This is a genomic window from Clostridium neonatale, from assembly GCF_001458595.1.
Classification (GTDB): Bacteria; Bacillota; Clostridia; order Clostridiales; family Clostridiaceae; genus Clostridium; species Clostridium neonatale.
This window is the reverse complement of record NZ_LN890325.1, coordinates 36,364-49,350: the sequence shown is the minus strand read 5'-3', so window position 1 is coordinate 49,350 and position 12,987 is coordinate 36,364. Positions and strand designations below refer to the sequence as shown.

Sequence of the window (12,987 nt, the reverse complement as noted above, 5' to 3'; positions counted from 1 at the left end):
TATTTATTTATAAATATCAATATCCAAGGTTATCATTAAGAAATATAACATGTATTCTATTCTTATCAATTTGTCTCTTTATTAATGTATATTCATTGCATATTCTATTATCACTATTGCACTCTACGCATCTTCCAATTTTTGTGCAAGGAGTTTCTTTATTTAATCTTTTTGCATTTATAGGCGATGCATACTCTTTTGTTCTAATTATAGCTTCTTCTACATTAGGTACTATTTTATTAACGCCAGCAACTATTATTACCTTATCTGGTCCGTATAACATTGCAGCTACTCTATTTCCATTACCGTCAACATTATATATTTCTCCATTCTCAGTTATAGCATTTGTACTTGTCACATACGCATCACTTAAAAAGGATTGTCTAAATATTTCTTTTATTTCATCTTGAGTTAATCCTTCTTTATATCTATCTAAAAATTCATACCTACCACTCTTTAAATGATCAATAACACCTGTTTCGAATAAAGTCATTGATCCTCCACATGAAACCTTTGACTTTGGAGATATTAATTCTTCAATCTTACTTATTAAGTCCACATTTGATGCGACCATATAACCATTCATATTATTTTTTTCTAATGCTTTTATGGTTCTAAGTATTCTTTGCTCATTCACCCATAGCACGTTTTTATCCATAACTCCTTATCACCTCAGTCCATTTATTTAATTTTTATTTAATTATACCATCTCTACCTTTATTTGTGAATTATTTTAGCATAAAAACTTAAAAAAATAAGGAATCCAAGTTAATGTTCGGAATTCCTTATTAAAAATAATTATATTCATTTATATGTAATTATTTACCACAGCATTTCTTGTATTTTTTCCCACTTCCACATGGGCAAGCATCATTTCTACCTATTTTTTCAGTATTTCTTACTGTCTTAGAATCTTTATATGATTTCTTTATTTCTTCTCTCTTTTCTGCTGAGAAAATTCCATCCCATTGTGGTAATGTATATAAATATTCTGCTTTAGCATCTAACATGTTAAAGTATAAAGTTTCTAAATCAATGTCTAATATTATTTCTGTATCAGCTTCTAAAGTTTCTAAATCATATGGATTCTTTAAGCTGTCGTTTATTCCGTCAACAAACCCCATTGCAAATTCTATAGTTGAATCATAATCTATAGCTAAATCTCCAATTGTAGTTTTCTTAGATTCTTTATGATTAGCTAATAAATCTTTATATATCGCAGTTTCTAATTTGCTATATTCTGCCCAGAAAGCATTTTCTCCTTTAGTCTTAACATATTCTACAACCATATCAGTCCAGTTTGTATATAAACTCATGTCTAAGTCCTCCCTTAAATTTCTTTATTTATATATTAAATTTATTTATTTAACTAAATAGTTATATAATTACTTGGGCTATGTCTATCCGCCATAGTTAAAATTATGTCTTCATTTTCTTTAATTCCATTTTCTCTTATCACATTTAATACAGTCTGATAAGCTAAATCGGGATGATTATTAGTAGTACTTAAATGTCCTAAAATAATCTTTTTATTTAATTTATGTTTCACTAATTCAATTATTGCTGTACCGCAGTCATCATTAGATAAATGTCCTATCTCACTTAATATTCTTCTTTTTAATGTATACGGATATGGACCAAATTTTAACATATTAACATCATGATTACTCTCAAGTAATATAATTTCTGATTCCTTAATATTATCATATATTTCCTTAGTAAAAGTCCCAAAATCAGTTGCCACACTAATGCTCTTTTTTTCATCACTAACAGTATATCCCATTGGTGAACTAGCATCATGTGGAATATTAAATGCTTTTATATTAATATCTTCAATTTGAGTAAGTGATCTTTTATCAATTACTTTTATGTTATGTTCTTTTACTTTCCCTATAGAGCCTTCCATAGCAGACCATGTATCTGCATTTGCATATATAGGAATATCATATTTTCTTGATAAGACACCTACTCCCTTAATATGATCACTATGCTCATGAGTAATGAATATCCCTTTCACATCTCTAGGATTTTGACCAATCTCTTGAAATGCCATATCTATTTTCTTTCCTGGGAGTCCAGCATCTATTAATATTTTTGCCTTTTCAGTGCCAATAAACATGCTATTTCCACTACTTCCACTATATAAAGAACAAAATACCATTCTTGACCCTCCCCAGCATTCTCTTATTCTTCTACATGTACTCTCTTAATATCAGCACCTAATGCCTTAAATTTATTTTCTATATGAGGATACCCTCTATCTATATGTTCTATACTAGTTATTTCAGTTGTTCCCTCTGCTATTAATCCTGCTATTACCATAGCTGCACCAGCTCTTAAATCTGTAGCTTTTACAATAGCTCCTGTCAATTTTTCAACACCATCAATTATAGCAACTCTGCCTTCTACCTTTATATTAGCGCCCATCTTCTTTAATTCATCTATATGCTTGTGTCTACTCTCCCATATAGATTCAGTTATTAGGCTTCTGCCAGGAACCACACTTAATAACGAAGACATTGGTTGTTGAATATCTGTTGGGAATCCCGGATAAGGTGTTGTTTTAATATTAACGCCTTTTAATTCCTTATCAACTTTTACTCTAATACAATCATCGCCCTCTTCAATAGTTGCACCCATTTCAGTAAGTTTTGCTGAAATGGATTCTAAATGCTTTGGTATCACATTTTTTATATACACGTCTCCGCCTGTAGCAACAGTTGCAATCATAAACGTACCAGCTTCAATTTGGTCTGGTATAACACTATAGTCACAGCCCTTTAGCCTTGTTACACCTTGTATTTTGATTACATCAGTACCTGCACCTCTAATATTTGCACCCATTGAATTTAAAAAGTTAGCTACATCAACAACATGAGGTTCTTTTGCTACATTTTCCAATGTAGTAACTCCTTCCGCTAATGTTGCTGCTATCATTACATTTATGGTTGCACCTACTGACACAACATCAAAGAAAATATTTGCGCCAACTAATCTCTCAGCTTTAACTTTAACTGCACCATGTTCTATTACAACTTTAGCACCTAAAGCTTCAAATCCCTTTATATGCTGATCTATAGGTCTTACTCCTATAGGACATCCTCCTGGAAGAACCACTCTAGCTTCCTTAAATCTTGCAAGTAAAGCACCAATAAAATAATAAGAAGCTCTCATTCTTCTTACATCTTCTATACACGCATCAAAATTATCTACATTTGTACTATCTACTTCTAAAGTATTGTTATCAATTTTATTTACAGAACAGCCTAAGCTCTTTAATATTCTTTCTAAGCAATGAACATCTTCAATATCTGGTATATTATCAACTATGCACTTACCTTCATGTGCCATTACAGTTGCTGGTAATATAGCTACGGCAGCATTTTTAGCGCCATTAATTTCCACGCTACCTTTGAGCAAATTACCTCCATTTATGATTAATCTTTCCATCTATATTCACCCTATCTATAAAATCTATATAATCTATATAAAACCGCATTATTAACCTATTATAATTATAAAAATCTATCTTACTTATTATAACATAATATAAATTTATTTAAATATATTTTTTTAACAGAACTTAAATTTAACGGCATTCAATTTATTTTTTATGTATTTAAATATCATTATTTTATATTATGGCTATTTTTGTATTAATTATGTAATTTATTCTTTAATTACATAATTATGATTATTACTTATTTTTTAAATTTTCTTCTATTTTTTTATTTCCATTAATATGATATAATTTATTAAACATTAAGTAAACAATAATTGAGAGTGTGAGGTTCAATAATGAAATACTACATAGTTGCATTATTTGATGAGGAAGCTTATCAAGTAATTTCACCAATTCAAAAAAATATATCTAGAAAGTTTAGAACAAATAGAAATTCGCCACAACCATTTATACCTTTAATATCAATAGAAAATCCTGATTTAGATAAACTATATCCACTAGTAGATAAACTTATAGCTCCATATAAAACCTTCAGAGTAGATGCAAACGATACTGTATATCCTCTGGATCAAACAAAGAGTATAAACTTAAGGTTAGATAATAAAGGTTATATAAAGCGAATTGCTCGTAATCTTTTCGATACTTTATCTTTACATGGCTTTAATGTAAAATGTTTTGAGGATAATTTTATTCTTCTTGGGAACTTACCATATGTTCCAAAAGATAATAAGAAGCAAACTATTAAATTAAATTATCCTGATTTATATGATAAAGATAATTTTCTTAAATTGAAAATTAAAAATATAGAAATTTGGAAGCTTCCGGCAGCCAAGAAAAATATACCTATAAAATCTTATGAATTAAAAAGTTTCTGATTTTTTTAATAGCATGAGTAATAATTCATGCTATTTTTTATTTAAGTTAAAATAATTTTTTCTGTAGTCGTTTTCTCTACTTTTCTTTCTTTAAAAGATTTTGTAAAATAATATTAGTTTTTAAAAGTTATAGGAGGATTTTTTATGAATATTAATCCAATGTTTGAAATAAATAAAAAAATAATCAGTTCAATCTCAATTAATCCAGAATTAGACTCATATAAATTGAGAGTTCGTAAGCTTTTAGAATTTGAAGTAGCTTTGGGTGAATTTGCCAAATCAACTAATTGTTATTCTTACTTAAATAATAATACTGAAGATACTTGTTCAGATTTAATCTTAGAAAAATATATTAATTGTTTATCTAATTTAATAACATTGGGAATAGAGCATAATTATGATGATATTACTTCTATAAATGTAGCTACTAATGAAAATTGTCTAAGTGATCAGTTTCTTAATTTATACATAGATATAAATGATCTAATTGTTTCACCATGTCGTGATCATTACATAACTTTATTTGAAGATATATTGGCTGTTGGAAAATTTTTAGGGTTCTCAGAAGATGTCATTAACGAAAAATTTAAACTAAAAAATTAAAATTAAATTTAGAATAATCATTTAAGGGGATACCGCATTAAATAATCTGTGGCATCCCCTTTCTGTTTGCGCTACAAATCTAGATTTAGCTATTATAGATAAAAACTAACAAGTAAGAAGTAATAGATAATGAAAAAAGCCTTCAGCTTTTTAAACATTAATTTGTATTTTCTAAGTAGAAATACATAGCTTTATCTTTTTAACTTCAGTTATTTCTAACTACTCACTTTTAGTTTATTACTTCTTACTTATTATTTACAAATTATAATTTGTAAATTCAATGCCACTTTAATATTTTTCTCTCAATTGTAAATACTATATTAGAGGTGATAAATAGTATGATTGGAATAATAACTGCAATAATTTCTGGAATAGCAATGAGCATTCAGGGAGTATTCAATACACGATTGGGTGAAAAAGTAGGTGTTTGGGAAACTACTGTAATAGTTCAAGGTATTGCATTAGTTTGTGCTTTAATTATCTCATTCTTTTTTGGCAAAGGAAGCTACGGTTCAATAAAAGACGCAAATAAGCTATATCTACTTGGTGGAGTACTTGGAGTTGTAATTACTTTTACAGTTATGAAGAGTGTTGCTAGTATGGGACCAACTGTAGGAATAGGCACTATATTAGTTGCTCAGCTTCTTTCAGCAGCTCTTATAGATGCATTTGGTTTATTTGATAGTGAAAAAATAAGTTTTTCCATACATAACTTTATAGGAATCTCACTTATGATAATAGGTATAGTAGTATTTCAATGGAAGCATTAATTAACCTATTAAAAATATATGCTTTAAATAAAGATTCTACCTTACTCAAATATTTGAAGCATATATTTTTCTATTCTTCTATTCTTCTACTCCTATATTCTCATATTCTTGTATTTATATATCTTAATATTTTCATATTCTTAAATTTTATATAGTCATCATAAATAAATACTATATTTTGGTATTAACAATATGGATAAAGTTCATATAATATATAATGAAATAATATTGAGGAGAAAATTATGTTTTCATCTAAAAGCAAATTAGATAATAATTTAAAATACTATGTATCTAAAAATGCTTATAAAAATTATAGAGTACTTATTAAATATAAGAACTTTCATTCTTCCCTTGCTAAAAAAGTAAGTTCATATAAAGGTAAAGTTTATCATATTATCGAATCCATAAATATAATTAGTGCTGATTTGACAGCTCGTGGAATTGAACGTATTATTGAATATCCAGAAATAGAAAAAATATATTTAGATGAATACTTATTTCTTTGTGGTATGAGTATATCTACTGCAAATAAAACTCATTTATCTTCAAATTCAAAATTGTCTGGCGCTGGAGTTGGTGTTGGAGTTATTGATAGTGGCGTCTACCCTCATCAAGATCTAATAAAGCCAAGTAATAGAATAGAATTGTTCATAGATGTAATAAACGAATTAACTCATCCTTATGATGATAATGGACATGGGACATGTATAGCTGGTATATTATGTAGCAATGGTACTGAATCAAATGATTTATATAAAGGAATCTGCCATAAGAGCAAATTATTTTGCTATAAAGCATTTGATAAATTAGGAAAAGGATTTGCTTCAGATGTCCTTTATTCATTAGAACATGTTATAAGTATCTCTGAAAAAAATAATATTAAAGTTCTCTGTTTACCTTTTGAATTATTATCTCATAATACATTTATAATATCATTGTTTGATTCAATGTTGAATAAGGCTATAACAAAAGGATTAATCCCAGTTCTTCCATCAGGCAGCTTAAAAGATAATTATTCAATTATGGGAATATCAACTTTAAGTAATTGTATAACTGTTGGTGGATTAGATACTACATCAAATACACTAAGGCCATATGAATACTCTTCTGGTGGATTATATGAAAAATCAGTGAAACCTGATTTATCTGCTGCCTGTGTTAATATTGTTTCTTTAAATTGTGATCAGAACTATATATCAGAAAAAAATGGCTTAAAATTATATCCTCATAAACTTGATGCAGCTTATAAAACATTTTCTGGCACATCCCTATCTACAGCTTATATAAGTGGATTATGTGCATTAATATGTGAAAAAAATCCTAAAGTTAATTTTAAAGATGTTTTATCACTACTAAAGGTTGCTTGTACTCCCATCGAAGATATTTCAAAAAGCATCCAAGGTGAAGGAGTTGTTGATACAAAAAAGCTCATGCTTTAATACAGAAATGCAGACTATTAATCATAGGTCTGTATTTTTTTGCTTGTCGAGTACATAGTATTTATTATTTCCCTACATTGAAGTATAATATGCTATAATTATTTACATAATCATAAATATAATTAAAAAGGTAGGTGGCAAAATGAGCACTTTCATATTAAAGAATAATTCTTTAAACTTTACTCCTGTTAGTAATACTTTCATTGAAAAATATATGCTAGGAGCTAGAGGCGAATTTATAAAAGTTTATTTGCTATTATTAAAATTTAATACTTCAGGTGAGCCTGGGGTAAGCTCATCAATATTAGCTTCCTCTCTTAACTTATTAGAATCAGATATAATGAATGCTCTTAATTATTGGAGTGATCAAGGAATAATCAGACTAAATAAGATAGATCAAATGGGAAACTTTAATATAGAATTCTTGGACTTAGATAATACTTCAAATAATGATAACAAAAATCAAGTTGACTTACTATCTGCTTTAAATAGCAATAATACTAAAGATATGTTAAAGGATATAGAATCTCTTTTAGCAAGACCACTTTCCCCTACTGAGATGTCCACATATTTAAATTGGCAGAATGAATTTGGTTTTTCTTCTGAATTAATTTTAATACTAATGGAATATTGCATTTCTAAAGGTAAAAGCGATCCAAGATATATAGAAAAAGTGGCTTTATCATGGCATGACTTAAAAATAACTAATATTGAGCAGGCTCAAAATTTAATCAAAAAGACTGAAGATAAATGGGGAAATATCAGAAAAATACTATCTTATCTCGGAATTAATAATACAGATATAATGAAACCTCAACAGGAAATGATTGAAAAATGGTTACTAACTTATAATTATTCCATAGAAATAATTCAAAAAGCCTGTGATATATGCTTTGAAAGATTGAATAGAGCAGATTTCAAGTATATTGATGGTATTTTAAATAACTGGAATAGTAATAACCTTAGAACATTAGAAGATATCGCAGCTAAAGACAAAAAACAAGTCAATAGTAATAAGTATAATAAGGCTCAAGGTACATCTTCTTATATTAAAGAGAAGCCACCGCTTAGATTTAATAACTTTGAACCTAGAGAATATGACTACGACTCTTTAGAAAAAAAATTATTAGGATGGGATAATGATGATTAATGGTTATCAAACAGAACTTTTAAAAATATATGATAATATAAGAGCATCTGAAAATAAAGCATTAAAGCAAAGAAAAGCAGAAATAGCTGAAAAATATCCTGAAATAATAGATTTAGATAATAAAATTAAAAAGCTTTCATTACAAATGGCTCTATCAGTAATAAAATCAGATAACAGCGAAAAAACCGTAGAAGAATTTAAAGAAAAAATCACTGATTTACGTGTTAAAAAATGTGAAATGCTAGTTGAAAGAGGTTATTCTACTGACTATCTAAATATCTATTATCATTGCAAAAAATGTAAAGACACAGGTTTTATAGGTAATAAAAAATGTATTTGCTATAGCCAAAAGTTAATTGACCTGTATTATAAAGATTCTGATTTAGAGAATATAGTGAAAACTTGTAATTTTGATAATTTTGATTTAAGTTTATTTTCATCTCATAGAAATGAAAATGAAAAATATTCTGAAAGAAAAAATATCGAAAACAATTTAAATTACATTCTTCAAGAATATCTACCTAACTTTAAAACAATCAATACCAACCTACTATTTTATGGTAATCCTGGTAGTGGAAAAACTTATTTATCATATTGTATAGCAAAATCTATTTTAGACACAGGAAACTTAGTAGTTTATAAAACATCAGAAGAGTTAATAAAGATATTAAGAGATTTAAGATTTAAAAATGCTGATAGCGGAATAGAAAAACTATTATTAGAATGTGACTTACTAATTATAGATGATTTAGGTGCAGAGCATATAAATGAATTCTCTGTTACAGAACTTTTTAATATAATAAATAAAAGAATTCTTACAAATAAAAAGATGCTTATTTCTACTAATTTAACCCTTCCTGCAATAAGCAAACATTATTCTGAAAGAATTGCTTCTAGACTTTTAGGCGATTTTAAATTGTGTAAATTCTATTCAGATGATATAAGAATAAAACAAAATCTAAATAGAAATAGATAATTTTTTAATTATCTGTTCATAAAAGAAGGTATCCTTAAAAATTATTTTTTTAAGGATACCCTCTTTTATATCAAATTATACGCAAAAATCTTATATTTAGTCTATAAAAATAAAACGAAATTAGATAAAGCTAATTTGAATAATCATATACATACATATTTATTTTCTTTTTTATAAATCATTACAATACTTAAATATTAATAATAAATAAAAAAACAAGCTATTAAAGCTTGTTTTTTTATGGCGACTCAGAAGGGGCTCGAACCCTCGACCTCCGGCGTGACAGGCCGGCACTCTAACCAACTGAGCTACTGAGCCATCTTATGGTGGGCACAACAGGGCTCGAACCTGTGACCCCCTGCTTGTAAGGCAGGTGCTCTCCCAGCTGAGCTATGCGCCCATAAGATAGAAATGGTGACTCCTAGGGGAATCGAACCCCTGTTACCACCGTGAAAGGGTGGTGTCTTAACCGCTTGACCAAGGAGCCATGCTTTATATTGTCTTCGCTTGATGTCTTTTAACACCTTGTCGCGCTGACCACATAGACTATAATACAGAAAATTAGATTAAGTGTCAACATATTTTTTAAAATTTTTTTAAAATCACTTCATTTTTTGATCCATATTAAATTTAAATATTAAATGAAATACTCTTTCAAACTTGATTTATTGCGGCTTCAAAGCTATCTATCTCTAATCTTCTACTACGTATTTCTTTATTAATTCTTTCTATTTCTACATTACATAATTGTAAAAATTCATCTTTCTGAATTATTCTAATATCAATATTGTAGCTATCCTTTTTAAAATTTTGTCCAGATGCATTAACTTGTAAGGGAACTTTTTCATTAATCATCAATACTATATCCTTTTCCCATATGCCTCTCTTATTTACTTTATATTTATCTATTAATACATTTAATCTTTTAGCTTCTTCATGAATTTCTGATTCTAATGAATTTTTTAATGCACTATAGAAGACAACCGAAATTCCTCTTTTTATTTTTATTTTTAAGTATTCTTTATTTTCTATCAAAAACTCATCTATTTTTGTTTCTCCCATAAATTCTACATCGTTAAATTCAAAACATTTTAATCCATTTCCACCAGAATAATTTACCAGAACTTGATCATAATTCATTCTTCTTACTTTAAATACTCTTTCAAAATCTTCTAATTTATTATTTATTACTTTTACTTCCATAATATAATCACCAAATTTAGTATTCCTTCCTTTTAACATTTTTATTACTATGTTAAAATCTATTTAGCATATTGAAGCTTATTTTTACCTTCTTTAATATGTCTTATAAAAAATAAGGAGTGATTAATATAATGATTCATCACGATTTACTTATAATTGGTGGCGGAGCTTCAGGAGTAATGGCCGCCATTGTTGCAAAAGATTTTGGAATGGATGTAGCAATAGTTGAAGGTAACGACAGAATATGTAAAAAGGTTCTTGCCACTGGAAATGGTAGATGTAACATAAGTAATAACACAATATTTGAACCTTTTAATGCTTATCATAGTGAAAATGATAAATTTTATTGTGACACTTTAAGTAATTTTACAGTAGAAGATACAAGAAGTTTATTTTTATCATTAGGATTACCTTTTGTTGAACTTGAAAACGGCAAAATGTATCCTCAATCACTACAAGCCTCATCTGTAATAGATATATTTAGAATTGCTGTAGAAGAAAAACAGATACCTCTATATTTAAACTGTAAAGTTAATAATATATCAAAAAGTAAAAATTTTAAAATAGCTACTAATAATGAAGATTTTAAAAATTTTTCATGTAATAAATTGATTTTAAGTTGTGGAGGAAAGGTCGCTCCTAAGACTGGTTCTGATGGTTCTGGATATAAAATTTCAAAATCATTTGGTCATACTATTATTGAACCTATTCCTGGTATAGTTCAATTAAAACTAGATTATCCTTATCTAAAAGCCTTATCAGGAATAAAATTTGATGGTTCAGTATCCATATTTATTGATAATGAATTTATCCGCTCAGAAAAAGGTGAAGTATTATTTACTGACTATGGCATTTCAGGGCCTCCAATAATGCAGCTATCTTATTATGCATCTAAGGCTTTAAGCAAAAATTCAACAGTAAAATTAGTAGTAGATATGTTCCCAAATAAAACAAAAGAAGAAATTGATGACTTCTTCTCTACTCACTTTTCAATGTTTGGTTACAGGGAAATGTCATCTGCTTTAATAGGATTAATTAATAAAAAGCTTATTCCAACTATTCTTAAAGACTGTGGTATAAAGGATATCCATACACCTTGTAGCAATATAGATTGGAAATACTTAAATATATTTATAAATAGATTAAAGCATTGGGAGTTTACATGCATTGATACAAATGGATTCTCAAATGCTCAAGTGACAGTTGGAGGAGTAAATACTAAAGAAATAAATTCATCAACATTAGAATCTAAATTAATTAAGAATCTTTACTTCTGCGGCGAAATAATGGATGTCCACGGTGATTGTGGTGGATTTAATCTACAATGGGCTTGGAGCTCAGGATACACATCCGCTAAATCTGCTTCAAATAATAAATAATAATAAACTTAGTTTAATTAGTTTAGAAATAACCAAAATTAAGTTCTAAAATTCTGATTGCTTTACTTTATGTAAACAGCTTAAGTATGATTTTGATAAATACAAAGAAATCCAATATACAAATGTACTTAGTATTATATTAATAATTTGAATTCTTAAATCCTTCAGTAGAGGTTGTTCCAAAATTATTTTTCTAAAACTTGTTTTTAAAGTAGACTGTTTTGGTATAACCTCTATTATTAGAATCTTCATCTAAATTTTTCCTACAATCGATCATATCATTTATTGGATTTCGGTTGTTATTCACTAAACTCTGATTTTATCTATTCTCTTTCCCAATCAAACTCTAATGCTGTCAGCTCTTTTCCATTGCTATCTTTTATTATATGATAAGATTTTAAGTGATTATCATCAATTTTCTTCACTTCTGCAAAAACATCAATTTTCTCTCCATATGTAGTTTCTTTTTCAAAATCTACTTTTACTCTTTTCAATTCATAATTAGTTATAACTTCAACTGGAATAACTTCTAATCCCCATTCAACGTACTTTACATTATTCACATGCTTATTAGAATCTATATCGCTATATCTAATATTAAATACTTTTGAGTACTCAGCAGTTTGCATCTTTTCAACTTTTTCCATAGAAATATCATAATCTATATCTCCATCTACTCCATAGAAATCATACTGTTCCTTTTGTATTCTCATAGGTCTTCTTTTTTCTATGTTGATTAAGAAAAATAATGCTAAAGCTTCACCTATTATTTCTTCTTTTTCATCCCTAATAATATATTTTCTTAATCCATAAAATTTCTTAAATCCAACTGGTTCTGTAGTTATGTTTATTTTTTCTCCAAACATTGGATATCTTTTCATTTTTATATCATATTTATAAAAAACCCAGGCACAATTATTGTCTTCACAATACTTCATTCCTCCACCGACAGATTCTGATTGATGAGTTCCAACATCACAAATAAAGTTTATTATAGAAGACATCTTACATTTTAATTTATAATCTACATCGTAATAATTTATTTCATAAGTTTTAGTATAATTTTTAACCATATCTTATATTTATATGACTTAAGCCAAGTCATATAATTTTTCACCTCACTTAATAA

The 12,987-nt window shown here is 27.7% G+C and carries 13 protein-coding genes and 3 tRNA genes; 7 read left to right on the top strand and 9 right to left on the bottom strand.

Going from position 1 to position 12,987, the window contains the following annotated elements:
• Positions 1–16 precede the first annotated feature (16 nt).
• The 4 genes from BN2920_RS01395 to BN2920_RS01380 all read right to left on the bottom strand — a co-directional run bounded on the left by BN2920_RS01395 (position 17) and on the right by BN2920_RS01380 (position 3,450).
• On the bottom strand, positions 17–658 hold the full coding sequence (locus BN2920_RS01395) for a lactate utilization protein (protein WP_058293272.1): 642 nt from the start codon (positions 656–658) through the stop codon (positions 17–19).
• 160 nt (positions 659–818) lie between these two features.
• Positions 819–1,316 (bottom strand): SEC-C metal-binding domain-containing protein, encoded by a 498-nt coding sequence (locus BN2920_RS01390; RefSeq protein ID WP_058293271.1) that lies wholly within the window; start codon positions 1,314–1,316, stop codon positions 819–821.
• Positions 1,317–1,369: 53 nt separating this feature from the next.
• Complete coding sequence (locus BN2920_RS01385) at positions 1,370–2,161, bottom strand: MBL fold metallo-hydrolase (RefSeq protein WP_058293270.1); 792 nt, start codon at positions 2,159–2,161, stop codon at positions 1,370–1,372.
• 23 nt (positions 2,162–2,184) lie between these two features.
• A complete protein-coding gene (locus tag BN2920_RS01380) occupies positions 2,185–3,450 on the bottom strand; it encodes a UDP-N-acetylglucosamine 1-carboxyvinyltransferase (RefSeq protein WP_058293269.1) in 1,266 nt (421 codons plus the stop codon).
• 348 nt (positions 3,451–3,798) lie between these two features.
• Between BN2920_RS01380 and BN2920_RS01375 the strand changes: the two genes are divergently transcribed.
• From BN2920_RS01375 to BN2920_RS01350, 6 genes are all read left to right on the top strand, one after another.
• Complete coding sequence (locus BN2920_RS01375) at positions 3,799–4,338, top strand: hypothetical protein (protein WP_058293268.1); 540 nt, start codon at positions 3,799–3,801, stop codon at positions 4,336–4,338.
• A 144-nt stretch (positions 4,339–4,482) separates the two neighbouring features.
• Positions 4,483–4,941 (top strand): dUTP diphosphatase, encoded by a 459-nt coding sequence (locus BN2920_RS01370; RefSeq protein WP_058293267.1) that lies wholly within the window; start codon positions 4,483–4,485, stop codon positions 4,939–4,941.
• Between the two features lie 338 nt (positions 4,942–5,279).
• A complete protein-coding gene (locus tag BN2920_RS01365; protein ID WP_058293266.1) occupies positions 5,280–5,711 on the top strand; it encodes a DMT family transporter in 432 nt (143 codons plus the stop codon).
• A 242-nt stretch (positions 5,712–5,953) separates the two neighbouring features.
• On the top strand, positions 5,954–7,150 hold the full coding sequence (locus BN2920_RS01360; protein WP_058293265.1) for a S8 family serine peptidase: 1,197 nt from the start codon (positions 5,954–5,956) through the stop codon (positions 7,148–7,150).
• Between the two features lie 142 nt (positions 7,151–7,292).
• A complete protein-coding gene (locus tag BN2920_RS01355; protein WP_058293264.1) occupies positions 7,293–8,300 on the top strand; it encodes a DnaD domain protein in 1,008 nt (335 codons plus the stop codon).
• Positions 8,293–9,276: an ATP-binding protein gene (locus BN2920_RS01350; protein WP_058293263.1), complete on the top strand. Its 984-nt coding sequence runs from the start codon at positions 8,293–8,295 to the stop codon at positions 9,274–9,276. The genes BN2920_RS01355 and BN2920_RS01350 overlap by 8 nt, the downstream gene beginning before the upstream one ends.
• Positions 9,277–9,517: 241 nt before the next feature.
• Here BN2920_RS01350 and BN2920_RS01345 read toward each other — a convergent pair.
• From BN2920_RS01345 to BN2920_RS01330, 4 genes are all read right to left on the bottom strand, one after another.
• A tRNA-Asp gene (locus BN2920_RS01345) sits at positions 9,518–9,594 on the bottom strand.
• Between the two features lie 6 nt (positions 9,595–9,600).
• Positions 9,601–9,676 (bottom strand) — tRNA-Val (locus BN2920_RS01340).
• Positions 9,677–9,688: 12 nt separating this feature from the next.
• Positions 9,689–9,763: transfer RNA gene (locus tag BN2920_RS01335), tRNA-Glu, on the bottom strand.
• 167 nt (positions 9,764–9,930) lie between these two features.
• Positions 9,931–10,479 carry a hypothetical protein gene (locus tag BN2920_RS01330; protein WP_058293262.1) on the bottom strand — a complete coding sequence of 183 codons (549 nt, stop codon included), beginning with the start codon at positions 10,477–10,479 and terminating at the stop codon, positions 9,931–9,933.
• 131 nt (positions 10,480–10,610) lie between these two features.
• Here BN2920_RS01330 and BN2920_RS01325 point away from each other — a divergent pair, with 131 nt between their 5' ends.
• The gene (locus tag BN2920_RS01325; protein WP_058293261.1) at positions 10,611–11,858 is read left to right on the top strand and encodes a BaiN/RdsA family NAD(P)/FAD-dependent oxidoreductase; all 1,248 of its coding nucleotides are present in this window, start codon (positions 10,611–10,613) and stop codon (positions 11,856–11,858) included.
• Positions 11,859–12,181: 323 nt separating this feature from the next.
• On the opposite strand, the gene BN2920_RS01315 is transcribed toward BN2920_RS01325, so the two are convergent.
• Positions 12,182–12,931, bottom strand: a complete 750-nt coding sequence (locus BN2920_RS01315; RefSeq protein WP_058293259.1) for an acyl-[acyl-carrier-protein] thioesterase — start codon at positions 12,929–12,931, stop codon at positions 12,182–12,184.
• Between the last annotated feature and the right edge of the window lie 56 nt (positions 12,932–12,987).

What these genes read in the sequence shown, in the direction of transcription:
- BN2920_RS01375 (WP_058293268.1), top strand. Translation starts at nt 3,799, where the DNA reads ATGAAATACTACATAGTTGCATTATTTGATGAGGAAGCTTATCAAGTA.
- BN2920_RS01370 (WP_058293267.1), top strand. Translation starts at nt 4,483, where the DNA reads ATGAATATTAATCCAATGTTTGAAATAAATAAAAAAATAATCAGTTCA.
- BN2920_RS01350 (WP_058293263.1), top strand. Translation starts at nt 8,293, where the DNA reads ATGATTAATGGTTATCAAACAGAACTTTTAAAAATATATGATAATATA.
- BN2920_RS01380 (WP_058293269.1), bottom strand. Translation starts at nt 3,450, where the DNA reads ATGGAAAGATTAATCATAAATGGAGGTAATTTGCTCAAAGGTAGCGTG.
- BN2920_RS01355 (WP_058293264.1), top strand. Translation starts at nt 7,293, where the DNA reads ATGAGCACTTTCATATTAAAGAATAATTCTTTAAACTTTACTCCTGTT.
- BN2920_RS01395 (WP_058293272.1), bottom strand. Translation starts at nt 658, where the DNA reads ATGGATAAAAACGTGCTATGGGTGAATGAGCAAAGAATACTTAGAACC.
- BN2920_RS01315 (WP_058293259.1), bottom strand. Translation starts at nt 12,931, where the DNA reads ATGGTTAAAAATTATACTAAAACTTATGAAATAAATTATTACGATGTA.
- BN2920_RS01385 (WP_058293270.1), bottom strand. Translation starts at nt 2,161, where the DNA reads ATGGTATTTTGTTCTTTATATAGTGGAAGTAGTGGAAATAGCATGTTT.
- BN2920_RS01330 (WP_058293262.1), bottom strand. Translation starts at nt 10,479, where the DNA reads ATGGAAGTAAAAGTAATAAATAATAAATTAGAAGATTTTGAAAGAGTA.
- BN2920_RS01365 (WP_058293266.1), top strand. Translation starts at nt 5,280, where the DNA reads ATGATTGGAATAATAACTGCAATAATTTCTGGAATAGCAATGAGCATT.
- BN2920_RS01390 (WP_058293271.1), bottom strand. Translation starts at nt 1,316, where the DNA reads ATGAGTTTATATACAAACTGGACTGATATGGTTGTAGAATATGTTAAG.
- BN2920_RS01360 (WP_058293265.1), top strand. Translation starts at nt 5,954, where the DNA reads ATGTTTTCATCTAAAAGCAAATTAGATAATAATTTAAAATACTATGTA.
- BN2920_RS01325 (WP_058293261.1), top strand. Translation starts at nt 10,611, where the DNA reads ATGATTCATCACGATTTACTTATAATTGGTGGCGGAGCTTCAGGAGTA.